This is a genomic window from Mycolicibacterium sp. HS_4_1, from assembly GCF_054515875.1.
In genome coordinates this window covers 4,142,856-4,163,752 of the sequence record NZ_CM137261.1, presented here as the reverse complement: position 1 = coordinate 4,163,752, position 20,897 = coordinate 4,142,856, and the positions used below count along the sequence as shown (strand labels likewise).

The following is a 20,897-nucleotide window of genomic DNA, read 5'->3' as shown; positions in this document are numbered from 1 at the left end:
GATGTCGTTTCATCGCAACTATCACTACCATCGCGCTAGGCTTGCTCGTGTATCGAGCGGTAGATACCTGGTACTTTCGAACCCTGTACTCACAAGAGCGCTCGAATCGTTCGTCGATGATCGAGTGAGCGTCGAACGTGCTCGCGACAATCGCTGTAGAGAACGCCGGCTGGAAGTGAAGACGCGCTTACCAACTGCCGTCACCACGCTTCGGTCGTGGCCCGCTTCGGCACCGCAAGTGAATACTTGGGGGGAGTTTGCGGGATTCGGTGTAAATGGCCCAACACGCCGAGCGTGAGCTTGGTGGGAAGGGTCCACAGTGACCGAGACGATGAGGGCTGTGTCCTCTGCAGCTGATACTCACGATGATGTGTCCATGGCCAGCTCACCCGCACCGGATGAGCTGGCGACCGCGCGGGAGCTGGTGCGCCTGTTGCAGGCCTGCGGGGTGTCGTTCGCCGATACCGCCGACGGGGTGCTTCGGGCGTTGACCAAGACGGTGGTCGAGACTGCGCTGGAAGAACTGGCCGTTCACCTGGGCTATGACAAGCACGACCCGGCTGGCCGAAACGGTGCCAACTCCCGTAACGGTACGCGCACCAAGACGGTGCTCACTGACACCGTCGGCCAGATCGACATTGTGGTGCCCGGGACCGGGACGGCAGGTTCGAGCCGCAGATCGTTGGTAAGCGTCAGCGGCGGTTGACCCGGGTCGATGAGATCGTGTTGTCGTTGTATGCCAAGGGTATAACCACAGGGGAGATCGCCGCGCACTTCGCCGAGCTCTACGACACTAAAATCTCTCAAGATACGATCAGCCGGATCACCGACAAGATCATCGGTGACATGTCCGACTGGGTGGCCCGGCCGCTGGAGACGATCTACGCCGCAGTAATCGTCGACGCACTGAGCGTGAAAGTCCGCGACGGGCAGGTCGCCAACCGGCCGTTCTACGCCACGATCGGCGTGGACCTAGCCGGCCACAAGGATGTGCTCGGGCTCTGGGCCGGTGACGGGCACGGGGAATCAGCCAAATTCTGGTTCGCGGTGCTGACCGACCTGCGCAACAGGGGCGTCACCGACGTCTTTTCCTGGTCTGTGGCGGACTCAAGGGGCTGCCCGACTCGATAAGCGAGGTGTGGCCGGCCACCATCGTGCAGGCCTGCACCGTGCACCTCATTCGCAATAGCTTCCGTTACCTGCCGCGCCAGACCTGGGACGGGCTCAAACGCGATCTGCGGCCGATCTACACCGCACCGTCGGTTACCGCTGCCGAGGACGCGCTCGAGCACCTCAACGAGCAGTGGGGCGCACGCTATCTGGCGTTGATCCGGATGTGGCGGTCCTGCTGGAACGAGTTCATTCCGTTCTTGGACTATCCCACCGAGATTCGCCGAGTGTTGCGCAGTACCAATGCGATTGAGTCACTCAACGCCCGCTACCGGCGGGCCATTAAGGCACGTGGCCATGTGCCCTCCGAGGCTGCCGCACTCAAATGTCTGTATCTGGTGACCCGATCACTGGATCCGAAAGGCACTGGCCAGCAGCGATGGGCAGTGCGATGGAAGCCCGCTTTGAACGCGCTCGCGGTAACATTCGCCGACAGGATGCACGACCTCAACCGAGGCTAGGAAAACCGCCATTTACACCGAAATTCGGATAGGCCCGACGGTCCCGGCAAGCCAACTCAGATGTCACCTATACGTGCAGCACACCCCGGCATGTCGAGGAAGTGATGCAGATCAGCGACCAACACGTCGCCACACTGTACCGGCGCCAAGCCACGGTGTTCTGGCGTACCGACCGTCGGTGGCTTTGCCTGCCATCATGACCCGTGATGCTGCGATGTACCGCCAAGGTGTTGGCGCTGCTGGGGGTGTCTGAGCCGGCCATCGGCGAAGCGTGCGCGCGGGACTGGTATGCCCACCTGGTCTGGATCGACCGGCGCAAATGCCTGCTGGTGACCCATGCCGGGACCTTGTTCCCGGTGTTCATGCCGAACGTCACCGCCGCGGGGCTGCGCCCGATCGGACCGCCCGTCGTCTCGGCGATCCAGGCCGCGCTGCAAGCCGAAGGGCTGCCCGCCGATACGCTCGGCAATCTTGCCCCCAGCAGGTGGCCGTGGCCAAGACCGCCGACCGCCGCATCCTGGGCACCATCAACGACCTAGCGTTCACCACCGAACACGTCATCGCCACCGCTGGCGGCCTGGCCCGCTGCGACATCGACGCGCTGCACCACGGCCTGCATCGCACCATCAACAGCATCACCGGCTACATCCCACCGATCGACCTGGTCACCGCCAGCCATCATAGCCAGCGGTAAAAGCTGTCAGATGCGGGCAGGTAGACCCTCACACGTATAGCGGCGATCCCTTACTGAGTCGTACCGGCGTCGCGACCCGAGGTCGCTACGCGGTGGCCGAAATGGGCTCTGCGGAGCCGGTGTTGGAACTCATGGAGGCGGGCGGCGGCCGCAGTTCACGGGGTGGGTCAAGCAGTGATCGGCGTAAGTCTTGCAGCAATCGGGTGCCGACCGGTGTCATGGTCAGCCCGCGCCAATCGGCCGAGGCTCGGTCGAGTACCGCCCACTCCAGGCTGATGGCGTAAGTCGATGAATAAGACATCTCTGGCGCAACGCTTTTGGGTAGATCTGTTCGATTGCCGCGATCAGGCCCTTGGCGCCGTCAAAGACGACCAGCAGCGGACAGCCAAGGCCGCGTTCGCGCAGATCGGTCAGGAAATCGGCACACGCCGGTCGAGTCGCCGGTCCCGGGGGTCAACCCAACGAACACCGGCTTGCCCTCGGTAGTGATGCCCCAGGCGGCCAACATCGGCTCGGCCGGTGACCCGGGGTGCATCCGAAAGAAGCTGGCGTCTAAAAACAAGTAGTCCAGCGTGATCTCGTCGAGTCGGCGACGCGCCCACGACTGGTATTCGGCTCGAATCGCCTTGCACACTTCCAGCACCGTGGATTTGGAGATCGCGGCCGGATCACCGAGTGTTTCACCAGGGTGGCCTCCACGTCGCGCACCGACAGCCCGCGCACGAACGAGGCGATCACCAGCGTCTCCAGCGCGTTGGTTTTCGTCACGTGCTTGCTGAACAACCGCGACGCGAACGCTGCGGTCCTGCCGCGCACCTTTGACCGCTCCAACGTGACCGGCCCGGTGATGGTTTTGACCATCACCGGCCGATACCCGTTGCGTGAGCCGTCGTTAGCGTCGGGACAGGCGGCGGTGCGTTGGTAGCGTTCGCGGCCAAGGAACTCGGTGACCTCGGCCTCCAGGGCCGCCTGCATCAAAGCTGGGCGCCCAGGCGGGCGACTTCTTCAAGGATCTCCGGCAGCTCGCGATCCTCGCCAAACAAGGCGTGGATCTCGGTGCGGATACGGTCGATGGGCTGATACTCGAACAGGCACGGGCGCGACTCCTTCTTCACAGACTTGCAGGTCGTGAAGCGGAACCTACGCCCGTCCTCCCTATTTACACCGGATTCCGGACACAACCCCGCTAACGTCCACTGTGGTCATGCCATCTCGTCACGCAGGACGACAGGCAACGGCCGCACCGGGAGAAACTGGGAACTTTCACTTAGCGCCATCAAAGACGCTGCACAGCCGGCGCGCTCGGCCATCGGCTCGCCGGCACGATCGCGGGCCATCGGATCTGAATCTCCACCTAAGCCAGTGGGCTTCCCTGATGAGTCGGTGTTAACATTTTGTTCAACCCCTTGTGTGGCATGATAAATTCCACCAATTCGGCGAAAGGGCTGGTCGCCAACGCACATGACAGTCGCTCACAGTCGCGGTAAAGGAGATCAACGTCGGGAGAGGATTCTCGCGGCGGCCGCGCAGCACATCGCCGACCGCGGATACCACGCGGCGTCGATGGCGGATATCGGCGATTCTGCTGGTGTCGTCGGTCCGGCGATCTATCGTCACTTCGACAGCAAAGCAAGCTTACTGACGGCACTCTTCGAGCAGGTGATCGATTCCCTGCTGCGACGCGCTTCTTTGATTGTGGAGAAAAGTAAAAGCGAGACCGAGGCGCTGACAGCGCTAGTGGCAGACCACGTAGCCCTCGTCTTGGATCAACGCGAGCTTGCCATCGTCTACTACCGTGAACTTCACAATCTCGCTGCGCAGCACCGCAGCCGGTTGCGCCGCAAACAACGTCTGTATCTTGAGGAGTGGGTGCACGTACTGAGTGAGTTGCGTCCCGAACTAGACGAAATCGGCCTACGTGTCGTAGTGCACGGAGCGATCGGCGCCATCCAGTCGACGCTTCAGTACGGTGAAACCGGGATGGCGACCGAGCGCACAACTGCGCTACTGACTCAAATGGGTCACGCTGTACTTGGCGTCGACCCGCTGTAACCGAGACGACGTGCGTCGGCCACTCAGCTACGGGCCGACGGACTTCTGCGATCCATCTGCTTCGAACAATTCTCGGCTCCAGTATTCCAAGACCGCGGTACTATCCCAGTCGTCTGGATGGAAGCCGCGTTGCGTGTAAGAGCGAAAGCGCCGCAGTGCGTCCGCAGTAAAAATCGGGCTACGGGAAAATCGATAGAGGCTGCGCAACAGGCGAATGGGATTGTAGGATGCGCGATCTGCGGCCATTGAAAGGGCCGTATGGGCGAACAACTCGGCGAAAAGGATTACCGAAGCGATGCGCATGCCGCGGATACGCATCTGCTCGGTGCCCCCGATTGTTTGATAGACATCGAAAGCCACCGCCTTATGTTCGGACTCTTCAAACGCATGCCAAAGAAGAATCGATCTCACTTCGCCATTGCCGATGAGTTGGCGGGCGCTTTCGCTAGTGAGGATTATCTCCGCCAGTGTTGCGGTATAATGCTCTAACGCTGAGGTCAGTGACAGTCGCATCGCTGGAGAAAGACGCTTTTCGAGTCGCTCTATCAGCCTGCCTACGTGGCGGTCAATACGCGCGGTGGGATATCCCATGGTCTGAAGGCGCTCGTTCAATAGTCGATGCTGGTATCGGTGCGTCGCTTCTTGGCCCACAAAGCCTTTTACCGCCTCTTGCAGGCTTGCGTCGATCACCGAAGTTCGGAATTGGCGCACTGATCGTATGAAGAAATCTTCTCCCTCCGGAAACGTCGCCGATAGTACGGCTATGAAATGACTCATCACAAGATCGTCGTCTACGAAATGCTGTCGGCGATTCCCTGACGGCATCGCAAACGTCACTCGTCGTGGTGTTGGTAGAACGCGAGTATTCCGAGAAGCTTTGTCTTCAAGCATGTTTCGCTCTGACCTTTCGGGAGGAGGCAGCTCTGTGTGTCCGACCTGACGGCGCGGCACGTTTACAGATATATATTGAAAGTAAATATATCGACAGAAGTGCCCTTTTGCAAGCGTAGTCTTATGTGTGCATGGCGGTGTCGGCTCGGTCTAGAAGTGAGCGGGCGGGTGGCCCAGGATCGACTACATTTTGGGCAAGTCGAGCCACCCAAACTGCAGCCGGTGTGACACTCCTACGGGAATCGGCTTGGCGGTGTCGGCGGCAACTGAATCGTGACCAGAGCGCGCGACAACTGATGAGAATTCAGTTGCTGTTGAGAGGCGGCCCCAGAGGATGAAGTACGAGCATGTGGGTAGAGCAATCAACTCTTCGGCGCCCCCAACTCTTCGCTGACCGTCGCCGCGCATTTTGCGTCTCGCGACGAGACCGGGCTGAGACCAGGGTTTGAACTCGGATCGGCCGACCATGCCCCAGTGAAATCTGCTGTACGCCTCGTATTTTCAATGCACGCGTGAAGTGATGAGTTAGAGTCGACGCTGTTTCTGACGACGCCATCGGCAAGTGCTTACTCGGCCTGCTTGTGCCTAAAAGTGCATCGTTGAAGCTGGCAGAGGCATCGGCAGCGATCTGTTGCCTTCGGAGAGTGCCTCTTGAACAGCTGATCTCATTGACTATGCGGCCTTGGACAATAGCGGTGCAACGGTGGCGGCGGCCGCCAGTGCCTCGCGCGTGACAGGCCGATCATTGATGCACCGCTATCGCGGGGCCAGATAGCGCAGTGCTACCTGCGAGATTCGCCGCCCGGTGGTGTGGGCGTCGGCGGCTGGCAGCACGAGGTGGCTGACGGTGAGCCGGACCAGTACGTCGGCCACTTCATTGACGTCCTCGGGATCGAGCTGGTCGAAGTGCTCGCCGAACCACGCGATTAGCGCGGCCGATGACAACTCAAGCAGTGATGCGGATGTGGGCAACAGCGGAAGGACACCGGTTGCGCTGTCGCGTGTCTCCGTTGTAGTTGTACGGGTCGATGTCAACGCGGCTTTCAGCAGAGGACTGGCCTCAGCTTCCTTGAGCGTGTACTCCACGGCGGCGGTGATTCCACCACCGATATCACCGGTATGCGATGCAAGGACGGCGTGAATTCCTTCCAAGAAGAGCTGACCTTCAGTGACAACCAATGCGTCGCCTAGGCCCTGCTTGTCGGTGAATTCCTTGTACAGAGTTGGGCGAGATACGCCGACGAGCTCGGCAACCTCGCTCATTCGGACTCGCTCCCACCCTTTCTCGATCGTGAGTTCTCGGGCCGCCCGCAACACCTCGTCGCGCATGTGTCGGCGGAATGACATCCGCATGGATTCTGTGGGCATGTGAGCAGGATAAACGCGACGGCGCCGGACGCCGCATCAGAGTGGTTGATCAAGGAGCTAGACGAGGTCGTCGAGGAAATCGAGCACCGCTTCCGAGAAGACAGCGTTGTCATCGCCGGCGATCATATGGCCTGCGCCCGTGACATCGACAGTGCGCGCATGCGGCACGAGGTCGCGGAAATCGTTCACAGTTTCGTCGGATACCACGTCGGACAGCAACCCGCGCACGAGGAGTGTTGGTGCCGTAACACGCTGCGCACCGTCGACCAACAAAGTGCTCATCTTCTCGAATTCCGCTGTCCCGGCTGCCTGGTCGCCTTGGAGAAACTGGAAATTCGATGCCACGAACGCGGGATCCCAACGCCACACCCACCGGCCGTCGCTTCGTTGATGTAGGACTTTTCGAAGTCCGTCGAGGTTGTTCGGTCTCGAGCGGTGCGGGTTGTATGCCGCGATGGCCTCGGCGGCGGATTCCAGGTTGTCGAACCCGTTGGCGTGCGCCGACATGAAGGCGACGACGCGCCGTGCGCCTTTCATCTCCATACGTGGTGTGACGTCCACAAGAATCACGGCGTCCCACAAGTCTGGCGGAGCTAGCAAGTGACTGCCGAGAATGGTGAGGCCGCCAAGGGATGCCCCGATGGCCACGATCGGCCGTCCCAGGTTCGCGTACGACCGTACTGCGATCAGATCGGATCCGAGCCGATTCAGATCGTAACGGCCTGTGGGATCCCAGTCGCTGTCACCGTGCCCGCGTGCGTCATACGCGGCCACCGTGAATCCGCGCGCGCGCAAAAGCAGTGCTGTGACGTCCCAGGCGTGTCGGCTCTGACCGCCGCCGTGGAGTAGCAATACAACCGCGCGAGGTGCGGCACAGCGGTAGAAGTCAACAGCCAGAGTGAGCCCGTCGCTGGTTGGCACGCGCTCAAGCGCAGCGGTCACCCTTCAGCCCTTCCGCTCGCCATTGATCACGAGGTCGGCTTCAGGCCCACGATCGTCACAGTGCCCTGGGCGACACATACTGCGCGACTTTGGTTGGTGATGTCGATCCGAGCAACGCCGCTGGTTCTCCCGAGCGCGACAATCTCGGCGACTGCGACGCACTTGCCGGCGGATACGGGCCGAAGCAGGTTGAGCTTGAACTCTGTTGTCGCAACCCATGAGCCCTCAGGGATGACTGGGTAGAACACGACACCGAGGCAGTGATCAACCATGGCGGACAGGCAGCCGCCGTGCAGGTTGCCGAACGGTGTCTTCAAGTCGTCTCGGGCGTCCATTTCTGCGACCAGTCGGCCGGCGATGAACTCGGTGTGTCGGAAACCGAGGTAGCCCGCGAGTCCGCCGACGGTCACTGTGGAGTCCTTCAACTGTTCGGCGACACGGTCGTTGAATGTGGCGAAGTTCACCGGCATATTCAGCCTTTCAAGACATAGATGCTGATGAGACAGTACGTCAAGGTTGTTCCGTTGCGCGATCGTTATTGCTGGAGGCGATCGCGGGAATTAGCGGCCGTTCGTCGTACCCGCGTAATCCGTCTCCGCTGCGCTCTCGGGGCCCGCTGGCGGCAAGCAGGCTAAGAATAGTGCGAAGAATCCACTCCGAGCCATGATCGATGGATACGCCGGGCGTCAGCTGTGTCCAGAGCTTCGGGACTGTGGATTTATCGGTGTTTCCGGCCTGACACGCTGAGCGAAGCTCGGCGAGGAAGGTGCCGTGATGACGCCACTGGATGTGGCGAAGAAAAAGTCGGGGCCCTCCGCTGCGCAGCAGGCTGCGGTCGAGCTGGTGCGGCTGGCCCAGCAACAGGGGCCATCGCTGACCGGTCCGGACGGACTGCTCAAACAGCTGACCAAAACGGTGCTCGAGATCGCGCTCAATGAGGAGATGACCGAGCACCTGGGCTACGACAAACACGACCCGCCGGAAGCGGGGACGGGCAACATCCGCAACGGCACACGGGCCAAGACGGTGCTGACCGACACCACCGGCGCGGTCGAGCTCGACGTGCCCAGGGACCGGGCAGCGACGTTTGAACCGCAGATCGTCAAGAAACGCCAACGCCGCCTGTCCGGTGTTGATGAGGTCGTATTGTCGCTGTACGCGAAAGGACTTACCACGGGCGAGATTTCGGCGCACTTCGCCGAAATCTACGGTGCCTCGGTATCGAAGGAAACGATCAGCCGGATCACCGACAAGGTGATCGAGGAGATGAATGACTGGTCGGTGCGTCCGTTGGATGAGACCTACGCGGCGATTTTCATCGACGCGATCGTGGTCAAGGTCCGCGACGGCCAGGTCGCCAACCGGCGGTTCTATGCCGCGATCGGGGTCACCCTGGGCGGGGAACGCGACATCCTCGGATTGTGGGCCGGCACCGGCGGGGAGGGATATGGAACGAGCACACGTTCGTTTCCCCGGATTGGTGCTGCTGCCTGAGGTTTTCCGGTCTATTGGCGTGTCGCTGATCTTCAAGGCGTAGGCCCGTGAGTTAAGGTACTGCCTCGAAAACTCTGGCGTGCAGAAGGTGCAGGTGGGCGACGGGCCGCTGCGGGTGATCACGGGCGACGTCGCACCAGTCGTCCAGACGCGAGATCCGCAGCGGTTCCAGGCCGAATGCGTGGACGCGTTCGTCACATCGTGGACCGCGCGGGGGTTCGCCGAATCGACGATCGCCAACGACATTGGCGTGCTGGAGCGGATGCTGGCAGCCCTAGGGCGACCGGCATGGGAGGTGACCGCCGACGACGTCGACCGGGTGGTGGGCGAGCTGGCCAGCTCGGGACGAGCGGTCTCGACGCGACGGAACTATCTGCAGGTCTTCAAGGGTTTTCACCGATTTCTCGAGGTCCGCAAAGCGGTCGAGATCGAGGCGGCGTTCGGGGTGCGACTGGCGTGTCCGCTGGATGAGTTCAACGCCGCCCGACACGTCGGTGACGACTCGCCGAGCACCGATGCCCCGCCGACTCCAGAGCGGGTGGGCGCGTTCTTCGAGTTCCTCAAGGGGCGGATCGCGACCGCCCGTAAGTACGCGCCGGCTGCGCGGGATTACACACTGTTCCGCACGCTGTATCACGCCGGACTGCGGTCGGAAGAAGCGGTGATGCTCGACCGGTCCGACGTGCATTTTGGGCGTGGCACGTTCGGCAAGCTGCACGTGCGGTTCGGCAAGGGCGCCAAGGGGTCCGGGCCTCGACCGCGCTGGGTACCGATGTTGGACGGGCTGGATCTGGTGCTGCGTTGGTATCTGCAGGACGTTCGCGGCCGGCCGGTTCCCGGATAGTCCGGCGCTGCTGTGTGACGAGTCTGGTGGTCGGATGGCCGCGGCCACGATCCGCAATCGGTTGCGGCACTTGATGAGCGTGGAGGGACGGCCCGAAGTCGAGTGGTTCAGCCCGCACGGGATGCGCCGTGCCTGCGCAACCCACAATAATGAACGAGGCGTGGATCTGGTCGCCATCCAACAACTTCTAGGGCACTGGACAGTCGCGTCAACCATGTGGTATGTGCGCCCGCCGGAGACCTTCATCGAAGATGCCTACCAGCGCGCGATCTCAGCGACGCTGAGCGAACTGACCGGACAGGAGTGAGCATGCAGATCAGGTGGAAACTTCGGATGGCCGCCGCTCAGCGTGAGGTGTGGACCGGTGCCCAGCTGCAACGGCTACTGGCGGAGAAGGAGGGATTGGAGCTGTCATCGGCGTCGGTGTCGGCGTTGTTCACCAAGCAGCCCAGCCAGATGAAGTTGGCTACCCTGATCGCATTGTGCACCGCGCTTGAGCGCACGCCCAACGACCTCTTTGACATCGATACCACTCCAGTCGCACAACCAATTTCACCCAAACCGGCCACGGCCGTGGTGAACGACGCGCCAGCGTTGCGGCGTGGCCGGTCGATGCCGCCGATCTGAGAATGACTCGACGGATCCGGGACTGCCGGCGGTGCGGCCGCGCGGTTGGCAAGCCCGGCCGTGATCTGTGTGCTCGATGCCAGTGGGCGGCTGTGCACGTGCCGGTCAAGCATCCCTGCCCGCGCTGCGGCATCGATCAGGTCCGGCAGCCAGATACCTGCCACTGCGTGCTCTGCTCGCGCACCTGCCGGACCTGCGGGGCGCCGGTGCTATTTGTCGACCGCGACCTTTGCAAGGACTGTGTCCGACGCCAGCGGCGGGACGCCGATCGAGCCGAGTGCCCACGATGCCGCAAACGCAGGGTCCTGCGATCCGATACCGGTTGGTGCGGGTCGTGCTCGCATCCGGGCCGGCCACCGAATCCGGACGCCGCCTGCGTCGACTGCGGGCGGGTCACCCGGCTGACCGGTGCCGGGCGGTGCGGGTCCTGTTGGGCGCGCTCACCGCACAGGATCGCGGTACGGGCCGCCAATCTGGCTGCAACACTGGATGATCCACCCGATTGGCTGGGCGACTTCGCCGCCTACCTAGTCGGACGTCATCATCCCAGCCGGGCGTGCGCCGTGCTCAGCCGACTCGGCCAGCACCTGGTCCAGGATTCCCCGGTGCATCCGGAGGCACTGCTGGAAGCTGTCGCCAAGGAGGGGCCGCTCGCGCGGGCTCTGGAAGACTTCCTCACCGCGAGCAAGCTGGTGCTGTGGTCAGACCACGACGAGCGTCGCGCCGCCGCCCGCCGACGGTCCCGCATTGACGCCGTCCCTGAACCGTTGCGGCCGGCGGTGGCCAGGTTCGCCGAGCACATGGTCAGCGGCCGCGATCGCGCCCGCCGCGTCGGCGGTCAACCCCGCGGGCACGCCACCGTCGAGGCCCGACTCACCGCGGTGCGTGATTTCGCCCGATACCTGCTCAACGACCGCGGCAAAGCTGACTGGGCCACCGTCGAGGTCGGTGATATCGAAGCGTTACTGCACGCTCATCCCGGCCGACGTGCCTCCTACCTGACCGGGCTGCGCCAGTTCTGCCGCTACGCACGCCGACGCCGGCTGATGCTCATCGACCCCACTGCAGGGGTAAAAGCACCGCAGACCATGGCATTTCGCGGACCGACTCGTCCCGCCGACCGCCAGCGCGAGCTGTTCTATCGATGGAGCACAGGCCCCGAGGTTCACCCGCACGAGGCATTCGTCGGGCTGGCCGCCCTGCTGCACGGCGCTACCACCCAAGACCTGCAACACCTCACCGACAAGGACATCGATCACGATCGGCACCGCGTCCGACTGGGTCGCCGACGACAGCCGACCCCATTGGATCCTTGGACCTGGACGGCGCTGCAATGCTGTCTAGACCACCGAAAGACGCTCGGCAGCAACAAACTCCCACCTGCTTGTGACCGCGCAGACCAAGGCCACCAGAGCGCCGGCCTCTGACGGCTATGTCAAGAACACCCTGCGCGGGGTCGGCCTTCAACCGCGCATCCTGCGCTCCACCCGCCTGGTCGATCTGGTTGGCACCGTAGATCCCAAACTCGTCGCCGTCGCCGTCGCCGTCGCCGTCGCCGTCGCCTACGGCATGCGCCACGAAGCCGTCATCGCCTACCTGACCGACCACGTTGACACCGCCCGCCTACCAAACCCGTGACAATTCAGGCGGCGCCTCGCACACGTTCGCGCGAACCCGTGCGCTTTCGCGAAGTTTTGGATGAGCGTACTGACCGATCTGCGTAACCGCGGCGTCAAGGACGTGTTCTTCGTGGTCCGTGACGGGCTCAAGGGACTGCCCGAGGCGGTCAGCAACGTGTGGCCACAAGCGACCGTGCAGACCTGCATCATTCATTTGATCCGCAACGTGCGCCGTGAGGCGTCTGTTTTACCGATTGGAGGTGGAAGACCTTCAACGCTGGGCCGTCGTAGCGGCCGGGTGAAGCTGGGGGCAGCCTGACTTGGGAAACGCCGAGGAGGGTGGAAGCGGCCCCGACAAAGCCGGAACGTGCCAGCACTGCCAGATGGTGCGGGTTCGGCGAGCAAGACGAGAAGGTGTACGCGAGGAACCAGCGTGGGACGCCTCGTTAACAGGAACCGGCTCGAATCTGGTGGATATGGGCCGGGCAGCGGTGCGCGTCACCATTGTTGCGGTGGTGGCGTCCGTCCCTACCGAACCCATCGGTAGGGACAGGGCGGGAGGAAAGTCTGCGGCGTACTCCCGTCGACCGCCGGGGTATAGCTGGGCACCGGACTCGTTGAGCGGTAACAGATGAACACGGGAACCGTCTCGGTCCCACCACATTTCCCGCACATCCGGTGCGGGCGGTGGAGGTTGGGTTCGTTGTCGGCCGATCGGGCCGGGACGGGGCGGAGCCGTCGTAGTAGTCAGAGATCGGGAGAGCCGGTCACAGGGCGAAGGGCGGCAGCAAGTCAGGCAGAACGGAATTGTCATGTCAGAAGATGCGCCGGTGAATATCGTTGCGCTGCTGGAGTGTTCCCCTGTGGTGCACCAGCGGGTACTGGGGATTCAAACCAAACTGCACAGTTGGGCAGCGGCCGATCCCGGCCGTTGTTTCGATGATCTGTTCAATCTCGTGGTGGACCCGGCGTTCCTCGTGATGGCGTGGACCCGAGTCCGGGAGAACAAGGGCGCTCAAACTGCTGGCATCGACGGGGCCACCGCGTGGTCGGTCGAAAACAGCGAGCGCGGCGTTGCCGGTTTCCTGACTGAACTGCGGAACTCGCTGAGGGACCGCTCGTTTCGTCCGGTGCCGGTACGGACGGTGGTGATTCCCAAAGCGAACGGTAAACCCCGTCGCCTCGGCATCCCCACGGTTCGCGATCGCGTCGTGCAAGCGGCCCTAAAGCTGGTGCTGGAGCTGATTCTGGAGGCCGATTTCGACCCATCCAGTTACGGTTTCCGCCCGGAACGCAGATGCCAGGATGCTATCGAGGAGATCCGTTTCTATGCCGCGCGCGGCTACGAACAGGTCTTTGAGGGCGATATCGCCGCTTGTTTCGACGAAATCTCGCATCCGGCCCTCGTGGGCCGGTTGAGGATTCGCGTGAGCGACCGACGAATCCTGTTGCTAGTCAAAGCGTTCCTCAAGGCGGGGCTGCTGGACGAGTTGAATGAAGCCTGCGACAGTACTACCGGAACTCCCCAGGGCGGGATATTGTCTCCGCTGCTGGCCAACCTCGCTTTATCAGTCCTCGACGAGCACTTCCGGGATAAGTGGCAGGCCATGGGCAACCAGACCCAGCGTTGGCGTGCCACCCGCCGCGGCGCCGCGACCTACCGGATCATCCGCTACGCAGACGATTTCGTGGTCATGGTGTTCGGCACCCGGCACCAAGCCGAGGAACTTTACGGCGAGATCGAGACCGTACTCGCCACGGTCGGGTTGCGTTTGGCGACCGATAAGACACGAGTCGTCGGAATCGACGAGGGCTTCGACTTCCTCGGGTTCCGCATCCAGCGGCACCGGCAGAGGGGAAGCGACCGGAAACTGATCTACACCTACCCGTCGAAGAAATCGCTGAACACCATTCGACGCAAAGTTACGACAGCAACCGGCAGACAGACCACCAGCCTGCCCGCGAAGAACGCAAGTATTGGGATGAGATCAAGCGTGACATTAGACCGATCTAAACCGCGGTCAACGCGACCGCGGCCCGGACGGCATTCGACGATCTGACCGAGAAATGGGGCCAGCGCTACCCGGCGGTGATCCGGTTGTGGGACAACGCCTGGGCCGAGTTCATCCCGTTCCTGGACTACGACGTGGAGACCCGGCGGGTCATCTGCAGCACCAATGCCATCGAGTCCCTCACCGCCGCGCGATCAAGGCCCGCGGACACTTTCCCTCCGAGCAGGCCGCACTGAAGTGCCTGTATCTGGTGACCCGTTCCCTGGACCCGACCGGGGTGGGCAGGGCACGATGGATGATGCGGTGGAAGCCAGCGCTCCACGCGTTCGCGATCACCTTCGCCGACCGATTCCCGGCAGCAGAAACCTACTGATGAAAACCGCCGGAAACACCGTTAACGAGATAGCCCCTCGGGTCTTGTCGTGGCCGGGTTGATGCTGTAGGTGTCCATGAAGGTGTCGACGAGGCGGACGCAGTCGTTGTGGGTGATGGCGCGGATGCCGGTCAGTCGGGCGAAGACGATGGGACCGACGAGTTGGCACATGGAGAGGTCGAGGTCTAGGTTGCCGAGTTGGTGGCGGCTGTCGGGGCTTTGCAGGATGTTGTCGAAGGGCTGGCGGTATTGCTCGACGACGCGGGCGCGGAGAGTGTGGGCGCTGGGGTGAGGGGTGCCGTCGGTGTCGGTGCTGGGGGTTTCGGTGGTGCCGAGTGCTGCCCAGGCGAGGGTAGTGACTTGCACTGGGGCTTCGGCGATGAGGTCGGCTTGTCGTGACAGCAGTTCGATGAGTCGTTCGCGCGGTGTTCCGCTGGTCGGTTCGGGCGGAATGACTTGCGGCAGTAGGCGTTCGAAGGTCGCTGCGAGTAGCTGGGTGGAGCTGTTGAAGTGGCGGTAGAGGGTGGTGCGGGCGACTTTGGATGCTTTGGTGACCGCGTCGATGGTGACGGCTTCAACGCCGCCGGTCTTGAGCAGGTTGGCGGCGGCATCGAGCAGTCGGTTCCGTGACCGGGTGCGGCGCGGATCGATGTCCTCGTCATAGTCGTCCGGTATCGGCAGGGCCTGATTCTTCACTGTGGCTCCTTTGCTGATCCCGGGTGTGCTTGTCGATAACCTCAGATATGGTACATCGAGTAGCGCAGCGAAACCGAGTGTACAGGGGTGTTGAGCGTGCCGGATCAGCAGAGGTCGTTCTCGCGTGGGCAGCAGTGGACCCTGGTGGTGTCGTGTGCGGCGGTGGCGCTGGTGATCGGTTCGATGGCGGCGCTGTATACCGCGTTGCCGAACATCGCGGTCGATACCGGGGCGATGCAGAGTCAGCTGACGTGGGTGGTCGACGGGTACACCTTGGCGATCGCGTGCCTGGTCTTGCCGGCGGGCGCGGTCGGTGACCGTTATGGCCGGCGGGGCGTGCTGATCGCCGGTTTGGCGGTGTTCGCGGCGGCGTCGGTGGTTCCGTTGGCGTTCGACAGCCCGTGGTGGCTGATCGGTGCGCGGGCGGCGGCCGGGGTGGGTGCGGCGTTGGTGATGCCGTCCACGTTGTCGATCCTCACCGGGGAGTTCGGGGTGACGCAGCGGCGACGTGCGGTGGGCATCTGGGCGGGTGTGGCCGCCTCGGGTGCAGTGGTGGGGGTGCTGATTTCTGGTGTGCTGCTGCAGCTTTGGTCGTGGCGGGCGATTTTCGTCGGACTGGCCGGTGCGGCGGTGCTGCTTCTGGTCGCGGCGCTGCGGGTGCCCACGTCCTGCGAGGGTGCCCATCCTCGTATCGACGTGCTGGGATCGGTAGTGATCGCGCTGGCGATCGGGCTGCTGGTGGTCGCTCTTGTCGAGGCGCCGCATCGCGGCTGGACGGACACCATGGTGATGGCGCTGTTTGGTTGTGCCGCTGGATGTTTGGTGGCGTTCGCGGTGGTGGAGCTGCGGCGCGCGGACCCGCTGCTGGACATGAGGTTGTTTCGCGATCGCGGTTTCGCGGCGGGCACGGTGTCGTTGGTGCTGCATTTCGTGGTGATTTTCGGGGTGTTTTTCCTGCTGGTGCAGTACCTACAGTTGATCAGCGGCTATTCGCCGATCAGGTCGGCGGTGGCGCTGACGCCGTTGATTGTGCCGATCGTGGTGGTCTCGGTGGCGGCACCGCAGTTGGCGGCGCGCTGGGGTTTGCGCGTGATGCTGGCCGGTGGTCTGGGGTTGCTGGCGGTCGGGATGTTTCTGGCGAGCCGGCTCGATGTGCACTCGGGCTATGCGGACATTGTGTGGTCGCTGCTGGCGCTGGGGACCGGGTTGGGGCTGTGCACGGCGCCGTCGACGGCAGCGGTGGTGGACGCCACCCCGGTGCACAAGCATGGGGTGGCCGCGGCGGTCAACGATGCGGCCCGCGAAGTCGGCGCGGCCATCGGGATTGCCATCGCGGGCAGTGTGCTGGCCGCCGGCTACAGCGGTCGGGTCGCCGCGACCGCGGCCGCCCTGCCGCCGCCGCTGCGGGCCGCGTTCGAGGACTCGCTGGCGGCCGCGGCGCAGGCCGCGCATCGTGTCGGGCCGGTGGCTGACGCCGCCGTCGAGCAGGCGAGGTCGGCGTTTGTTCATGGTTGCGCGACAGGGGCTTTCGCGCTTGGGGTGATCAGCGCGGTGTCGGCGGTGCTCGTCGCGGTGTGGGCGCCGGGCCGATCGGCACCCCCACCCGAGGAGCCTGCGCCGGTGGTGCCCGCCCCGGCGAGTTCGGGTGAGCCGGCGGGGGCGGCGTGAGCGACCCGGTAGCCGATGAGGGTGTGCCGCAGCGGCTCCCCGCGCACACCCCGGTGTGCATGGGGTGCGGCCCTGATAATCCGCATGGCCTGCAGTTGACGGCCTACCGCGACGGCCCGGAGGTGTTCGCCGATGTGACCTTCGATGAGCGGCACATCGGTGCGCCCGGCCTGGCCCACGGCGGCGCGATCGCCGCGGCCTGCGATGACGTGCTCGGCTTCACGCTGTGGATCGCCGGCACCCCGGCAGTAACACGCAGCTTGACAGTCGAGTATCTGCAGCCGGTCCCGCTGCACCACCTTCACCGCGTGCGCGCCCGCGTCGTGGATCGCCGCGGCCGCGTGCTGCGCGTGGAGGCCACCGGGGTGGGCCGTGACGGCGTCACCCGGTTCACCGCGGCGGCGGTCTTCATCGCCGTGGACGCGGCTCATTTCGCCGCGCACGGCGACATCGCCGCGTTCAACGAGATGTTCGCCGACCTCGCGCGCCACGCTGTCATCGACGGCGACGGTGGCGCGCGCGATAGTGGGCCGCGATGAGCATGCCCGATGTTCAGATGAGCACCCCTGATGCGCACCTGCGCCCGCCGCCGGTTCGCCCGAGTCCGGTGGCGGTCGGCGGGCGGCGCGAGGAGATCCTCAATGCCGCGCTGGAGATTGCCTCGATGCACGGCTTTGAGGGCGTGCGTATGCGTGCGGTGGCCGCGCGAGCCGGCACGGCCGCGAGCGCGCTGTATCGGCACTATGCGTCCAAAACGCACCTGCTGGTGACGGTGCTGGCCCGCGAAATCGAGCGCCTGGACGCCGAATTCCACTGGAGCGCCGATGAATTGACCTCGCCGCAGCGATGGGCGCGGTTGACGGCGCGGCTGCATCAGCGGTGGCTGGACGAGCCTGCGTTGACCGATGCGATGGTGCGGGCGTTCGTGGTGGCCGATGCCGGCGCGGCCGATGCCGTGCAGTACGCCGTCGGCGTGATCGAGGACATGTTCGCCCGCGCGCTCGGCGGACCCGTGCCCGCGCCGCGGGATCGGCACCTGGCCGGTTTGATCGCCGATATCTGGCTGGCCAACCTCACGGCCGTGATCAGCGGGCGGGTGGCCCCCGCCGATGCGCGGGAGCGCATCGACCGCGCCATCGGCCAGCTGCTGGGGGCATTGGCGCGCACTGACATTCGATAGCGGAACTTGTGGTATCGCTGCGCTACTTTTTGTACCATGAGTGTGCACAACGATGTGCCGAAAGGAGCGGGTCATGCACACTTTGTGGATCACGCAGTGCACCATCCAGCGGGTTTCGTTGCACGAGGGGCTGGTGCTCGATCTTGACGACTACAACGAGCTGGTGATCGCCACCGCGATGGAGTTGACGCTGCCGCCGGTGGGCCCGTATCCCGAAGAGCAGGTGGTGATCGACCCGGACAACATGGCGCCGCAACACCGCGCCCTGCTCGATATGGCCGGCGCCACGTGCACCCATGCCGAATGTGACGACAACGGGGCGCTACATCTGGCCTTGTCGACCGGGCATCGTATCGATGTCACCCCCGATGGCGACCGGGCCTCCTGGGAGCTGTACGGCAAACGGCACGGCTACATGGCCTGCCTGCCGCCCGGGCAGGTCCGCATCGTGCGTCATGACCTGCCGGTCGACGATATCGACGCTGCCGCAAGCTAATTGCCTCGCCGACTCCGCCGCGGGCCGCCACAAATATGTTGACGAACGCTGCACCGGGCGAACATGGAACAAGTAGTATCGGAGGGATACTTTTTGTTCCACTGACGTGGGAGGCTCGCGATGGGTACTCGAACCGATAGCTCCGTGGCCGCGGCGTCCGCGGCGGGTAAGCCGCGCACCACGATGGCCGATCGTCAGCGCGCCCAGCGTGCCGAATTGGTCCGCGAAGAGGTCATTGATGCCGCGTTGGCCGAGTTCGCCGAACGGGGCTATCACCAGACCTCGATCAGCCATATCGCCAAGCGGCTCGGCTCGGGGCACTCGATGTTCTACCGGTATTTCGAGAACAAGCGGGACATCGTCGATCACGCGGTGCGGCAGATCAACAGCCGACTGGGCGCTGCCATCGACGAGGCCACGCCGTGCCTGGTCACCTCCATCGAGGAGTTCGGTCAGTACCTGTCCTCGATCGGCATGGCCTACACCGACGTCCTCGCCGAAGAACCGCGGCTGTTGCAGCTGATCGTGGTGCAGGCCGCCGGGGTGGATCAGGAGATGTCGCAGCGGTTTCACCGTATGTATGACAGCGGCGCCGCGGTCCTGGGTGCGGCGCTGCGCAACGGCATCGACCGCGGCTACATCCGCCCCGACCTCGACATCGGTGCCACCGCCGAGTCGATCGTGGCGATCCCTTTCGGGATCGCGCTGCGCTACGGGCACCAACCCGACCGTGACGTTCTGATCGCCCAGACCAACGCGATCACCGCCCTGGTGTGCCGGGGTATCGCCGCCTAACCTCGACATTTCATGAATTGGCCCGTGACACGGGCCTGTAATGCACGGAAGTGCCTGTCCTACTTGGAAAACTTGGGATTGCGACGTCACAAGTAAGTCCGAGGAAAGGCACTCCGTAGGTGAAGGGTAGCTCAGTAGGTTCTGTGGTGATGGAGGCGACCCGCGAGTCGTTGGTGTCGTCAGCGGGTGGGGTTCTGCTGCGGCAGACGCTGGCCTGTTCGGGACTGCAAAAGGCGATGTCAGCGGCATTGGGGCCGTGGCGGGCGCCGCGGTCGGTCCACGATCCGGCCAAGGCGCTGTGCGACTTGTTGGTCGCGGTGGCCCTCGGTGGGGACTGCGCCGCTGATATCGCGATCGTGCGGGCTCAACCGGACCTGTTTGGGGCGGTGGCCTCCGATGCCACGGTGTCGCGGTTGATCACCACGCTCGCCGGCGATGTCGATGTTGTGTTGGCCGCGATCGGCGCCGCGCGGGCCGCTGCTCGCCAGCGCGTCTGGCGTCGCCGACGACCGTTGCCCGGGACGGGCAATCAGGTGATCGTTGACCTCGATGCCACCTTGGTGACCGCACATAGCGAGAAGGAATGTGCGGCACCGACATTCAAGTACGGGTACGGGTTTCACCCCATGTTGGCGTTCGTTGATCACGGTGTGCATGGATCCGGTGAAGCCCTTGCCGGGCTGCTGCGCCCAGGATCAGCGGGGTCCAACAGCGCCGCTGACCACATCAGCGTCCTGGATGCTGCGCTGGCGCAGCTCCCCGAACACGAACGACCGAACGTGTTGGTGCGTACCGATACCGGTGGGGTCAAAGACTTCCTGCACCACATCACCAGGTTGGGATTGCAGTACAGCGTCGGGTTTTACGGCATGCCCCCGATCGTCGACGCCCTGGCGAAGGTGCCCCGGCAGGCATGGCGCGCTGCCTTGGACGGGGACGGCGCACCGCGCGAGGGCGCCCAGGTCGCTGAGCTGACCCGCTATCTGCCCGACACGCTGCGTGGCTGGCCGCCGGGGATGCGGGTCATCGCTCGCCGTGAACGCCCTCACCCCGGTGCCCAGCTGCGTCTGACCGACGACAACGGGTGGCGCATCACCTGCTTTGCGACCAACACCAAGGGCTGGTCGATCCCGGATCTGGAAGTTCGCCACCGCCACCGCCAACGCGCTCGTGCCGAGGACCGTATCCGCAACCTCAAAGACACCGGGCTGACCAACCTGCCCTTTCACGGGTTCGCCCAAAATCAGATCTGGCTGCAGGTCACCTTGCTGGCCGCTGACCTGCTGGTATGGACCCAAGTCCTGGCATTCGCCAGCGGGCCCGCGCGACGCTGGGAACCCAAACGGTTACGCCTGCGCCTGCTGGCGGTGGCTGGACGGATCATCCGAACCGGACGGCGCCGATACCTACGACTGCCCCGCGGCTGGCCCTGGAGTGACCTCATCGAAACCGGCTGGACCGCGCTACAAACCGCTTGACCCACAACCACCACTTCAGCGACCAAGGACCAGGAGC

Annotated in this window: 17 protein-coding genes and 7 pseudogenes; 18 read left to right on the top strand and 6 right to left on the bottom strand. The window is 63.9% G+C overall.

The window, feature by feature from the left end; translation table 11 throughout:
• The first annotated feature begins 319 nt into the window (after window positions 1–319).
• Together ACX12F_RS20095 and ACX12F_RS20090 are read left to right on the top strand one after the other, a co-directional pair.
• A pseudogene (locus ACX12F_RS20095) lies at window positions 320–1,631 on the top strand (IS256 family transposase).
• Window positions 1,632–1,837: 206 nt separating this feature from the next.
• Window positions 1,838–2,325 (top strand): annotated as a pseudogene (locus ACX12F_RS20090) (DUF6933 domain-containing protein).
• A gap of 85 nt (window positions 2,326–2,410) precedes the next feature.
• On the opposite strand, the pseudogene ACX12F_RS20085 reads toward ACX12F_RS20090, so the two are convergent.
• Window positions 2,411–3,416: pseudogene (locus ACX12F_RS20085) on the bottom strand (IS256 family transposase).
• Window positions 3,417–3,786: 370 nt separating this feature from the next.
• Here ACX12F_RS20085 and ACX12F_RS20080 point away from each other — a divergent pair.
• Window positions 3,787–4,377, top strand: a complete 591-nt coding sequence (locus ACX12F_RS20080) for a TetR/AcrR family transcriptional regulator (RefSeq protein ID WP_061006417.1) — start codon at window positions 3,787–3,789, stop codon at window positions 4,375–4,377.
• 27 nt (window positions 4,378–4,404) lie between these two features.
• Here the strand turns inward: ACX12F_RS20080 and ACX12F_RS20075 are convergent, their stop codons facing one another.
• The 4 genes from ACX12F_RS20075 to ACX12F_RS20060 all read right to left on the bottom strand — a co-directional run bounded on the left by ACX12F_RS20075 (window position 4,405) and on the right by ACX12F_RS20060 (window position 8,042).
• Entirely contained in the window at window positions 4,405–5,202 is a 798-nt protein-coding gene (locus tag ACX12F_RS20075; protein WP_455984368.1) for a metal-dependent hydrolase, read from the bottom strand.
• 822 nt (window positions 5,203–6,024) lie between these two features.
• On the bottom strand, window positions 6,025–6,597 hold the full coding sequence (locus ACX12F_RS20070; protein ID WP_061003646.1) for a TetR/AcrR family transcriptional regulator: 573 nt from the start codon (window positions 6,595–6,597) through the stop codon (window positions 6,025–6,027).
• A 96-nt stretch (window positions 6,598–6,693) separates the two neighbouring features.
• A complete protein-coding gene (locus tag ACX12F_RS20065; RefSeq protein ID WP_061003648.1) occupies window positions 6,694–7,578 on the bottom strand; it encodes an alpha/beta fold hydrolase in 885 nt (294 codons plus the stop codon).
• Between the two features lie 26 nt (window positions 7,579–7,604).
• Complete coding sequence (locus ACX12F_RS20060; RefSeq protein WP_061003656.1) at window positions 7,605–8,042, bottom strand: PaaI family thioesterase; 438 nt, start codon at window positions 8,040–8,042, stop codon at window positions 7,605–7,607.
• A 310-nt stretch (window positions 8,043–8,352) separates the two neighbouring features.
• Between ACX12F_RS20060 and ACX12F_RS20055 the strand changes: the two are divergent.
• The 9 genes and pseudogenes from ACX12F_RS20055 to ACX12F_RS20015 all read left to right on the top strand — a co-directional run.
• A pseudogene (locus ACX12F_RS20055) lies at window positions 8,353–9,024 on the top strand (IS256 family transposase); the annotation flags it as partial.
• A gap of 127 nt (window positions 9,025–9,151) precedes the next feature.
• Complete coding sequence (locus tag ACX12F_RS20050) at window positions 9,152–9,916, top strand: tyrosine-type recombinase/integrase (RefSeq protein WP_226519092.1); 765 nt, start codon at window positions 9,152–9,154, stop codon at window positions 9,914–9,916.
• Between the two features lie 34 nt (window positions 9,917–9,950).
• Window positions 9,951–10,223: a tyrosine-type recombinase/integrase gene (locus ACX12F_RS20045; protein ID WP_234785575.1), complete on the top strand. Its 273-nt coding sequence runs from the start codon at window positions 9,951–9,953 to the stop codon at window positions 10,221–10,223.
• Between the two features lie 2 nt (window positions 10,224–10,225).
• On the top strand, window positions 10,226–10,543 hold the full coding sequence (locus tag ACX12F_RS20040) for a helix-turn-helix domain-containing protein (protein ID WP_061003650.1): 318 nt from the start codon (window positions 10,226–10,228) through the stop codon (window positions 10,541–10,543).
• Window positions 10,544–11,106: 563 nt separating this feature from the next.
• Window positions 11,107–11,970: a site-specific integrase gene (locus ACX12F_RS20035; RefSeq protein WP_226519091.1), complete on the top strand. Its 864-nt coding sequence runs from the start codon at window positions 11,107–11,109 to the stop codon at window positions 11,968–11,970.
• Window positions 11,930–12,181 carry a hypothetical protein gene (locus ACX12F_RS20030; protein WP_226519090.1) on the top strand — a complete coding sequence of 84 codons (252 nt, stop codon included), beginning with the start codon at window positions 11,930–11,932 and terminating at the stop codon, window positions 12,179–12,181. The genes ACX12F_RS20035 and ACX12F_RS20030 overlap by 41 nt, the downstream gene beginning before the upstream one ends.
• Before the next feature lie 48 nt (window positions 12,182–12,229).
• A pseudogene (locus ACX12F_RS20025) lies at window positions 12,230–12,406 on the top strand (transposase); the annotation flags it as partial.
• Between the two features lie 568 nt (window positions 12,407–12,974).
• A pseudogene (ltrA, locus tag ACX12F_RS20020) lies at window positions 12,975–14,057 on the top strand (group II intron reverse transcriptase/maturase); the annotation flags it as partial.
• A 74-nt stretch (window positions 14,058–14,131) separates the two neighbouring features.
• A pseudogene (locus tag ACX12F_RS20015) lies at window positions 14,132–14,547 on the top strand (transposase); the annotation flags it as partial.
• Between the two features lie 21 nt (window positions 14,548–14,568).
• Here ACX12F_RS20015 and ACX12F_RS20010 read toward each other — a convergent pair.
• The gene (locus tag ACX12F_RS20010; protein WP_061003654.1) at window positions 14,569–15,243 is read right to left on the bottom strand and encodes a TetR/AcrR family transcriptional regulator; all 675 of its coding nucleotides are present in this window, start codon (window positions 15,241–15,243) and stop codon (window positions 14,569–14,571) included.
• A 96-nt stretch (window positions 15,244–15,339) separates the two neighbouring features.
• Between ACX12F_RS20010 and ACX12F_RS20005 the strand changes: the two genes are divergently transcribed.
• The 6 genes from ACX12F_RS20005 (at window position 15,340) to ACX12F_RS19980 (ending at window position 20,860) form a co-directional block, all read left to right on the top strand.
• Window positions 15,340–16,911, top strand: a complete 1,572-nt coding sequence (locus tag ACX12F_RS20005) for an MFS transporter (RefSeq protein WP_061010628.1) — start codon at window positions 15,340–15,342, stop codon at window positions 16,909–16,911.
• A gap of 59 nt (window positions 16,912–16,970) precedes the next feature.
• Window positions 16,971–17,450, top strand: a complete 480-nt coding sequence (locus tag ACX12F_RS20000; protein WP_061001145.1) for a PaaI family thioesterase — start codon at window positions 16,971–16,973, stop codon at window positions 17,448–17,450.
• Between the two features lie 17 nt (window positions 17,451–17,467).
• Window positions 17,468–18,091: a TetR/AcrR family transcriptional regulator gene (locus ACX12F_RS19995; RefSeq protein WP_061001146.1), complete on the top strand. Its 624-nt coding sequence runs from the start codon at window positions 17,468–17,470 to the stop codon at window positions 18,089–18,091.
• A gap of 73 nt (window positions 18,092–18,164) precedes the next feature.
• Window positions 18,165–18,587, top strand: coding sequence for a DUF6188 family protein (locus ACX12F_RS19990; RefSeq protein ID WP_061001143.1), 423 nt, complete (start codon window positions 18,165–18,167; stop codon window positions 18,585–18,587).
• Between the two features lie 120 nt (window positions 18,588–18,707).
• The gene (locus ACX12F_RS19985; protein ID WP_226519088.1) at window positions 18,708–19,382 is read left to right on the top strand and encodes a TetR/AcrR family transcriptional regulator; all 675 of its coding nucleotides are present in this window, start codon (window positions 18,708–18,710) and stop codon (window positions 19,380–19,382) included.
• Window positions 19,383–19,531: 149 nt separating this feature from the next.
• On the top strand, window positions 19,532–20,860 hold the full coding sequence (locus ACX12F_RS19980; RefSeq protein WP_061001144.1) for an IS1380 family transposase: 1,329 nt from the start codon (window positions 19,532–19,534) through the stop codon (window positions 20,858–20,860).
• Window positions 20,861–20,897: the final 37 nt, after the last annotated feature.

What these genes read in the sequence shown, in the direction of transcription:
- ACX12F_RS20080 (WP_061006417.1), top strand. Translation starts at nt 3,787, where the DNA reads ATGACAGTCGCTCACAGTCGCGGTAAAGGAGATCAACGTCGGGAGAGG.
- ACX12F_RS20075 (WP_455984368.1), bottom strand. Translation starts at nt 5,202, where the DNA reads ATGCCGTCAGGGAATCGCCGACAGCATTTCGTAGACGACGATCTTGTG.
- ACX12F_RS20070 (WP_061003646.1), bottom strand. Translation starts at nt 6,597, where the DNA reads ATGCGCGACGAGGTGTTGCGGGCGGCCCGAGAACTCACGATCGAGAAA.
- ACX12F_RS20045 (WP_234785575.1), top strand. Translation starts at nt 9,951, where the DNA reads ATGGCCGCGGCCACGATCCGCAATCGGTTGCGGCACTTGATGAGCGTG.
- ACX12F_RS20040 (WP_061003650.1), top strand. Translation starts at nt 10,226, where the DNA reads ATGCAGATCAGGTGGAAACTTCGGATGGCCGCCGCTCAGCGTGAGGTG.
- ACX12F_RS20000 (WP_061001145.1), top strand. Translation starts at nt 16,971, where the DNA reads ATGGGGTGCGGCCCTGATAATCCGCATGGCCTGCAGTTGACGGCCTAC.
- ACX12F_RS19995 (WP_061001146.1), top strand. Translation starts at nt 17,468, where the DNA reads ATGAGCACCCCTGATGCGCACCTGCGCCCGCCGCCGGTTCGCCCGAGT.
- ACX12F_RS19990 (WP_061001143.1), top strand. Translation starts at nt 18,165, where the DNA reads ATGCACACTTTGTGGATCACGCAGTGCACCATCCAGCGGGTTTCGTTG.
- ACX12F_RS19985 (WP_226519088.1), top strand. Translation starts at nt 18,708, where the DNA reads ATGGGTACTCGAACCGATAGCTCCGTGGCCGCGGCGTCCGCGGCGGGT.
- ACX12F_RS19980 (WP_061001144.1), top strand. Translation starts at nt 19,532, where the DNA reads ATGGAGGCGACCCGCGAGTCGTTGGTGTCGTCAGCGGGTGGGGTTCTG.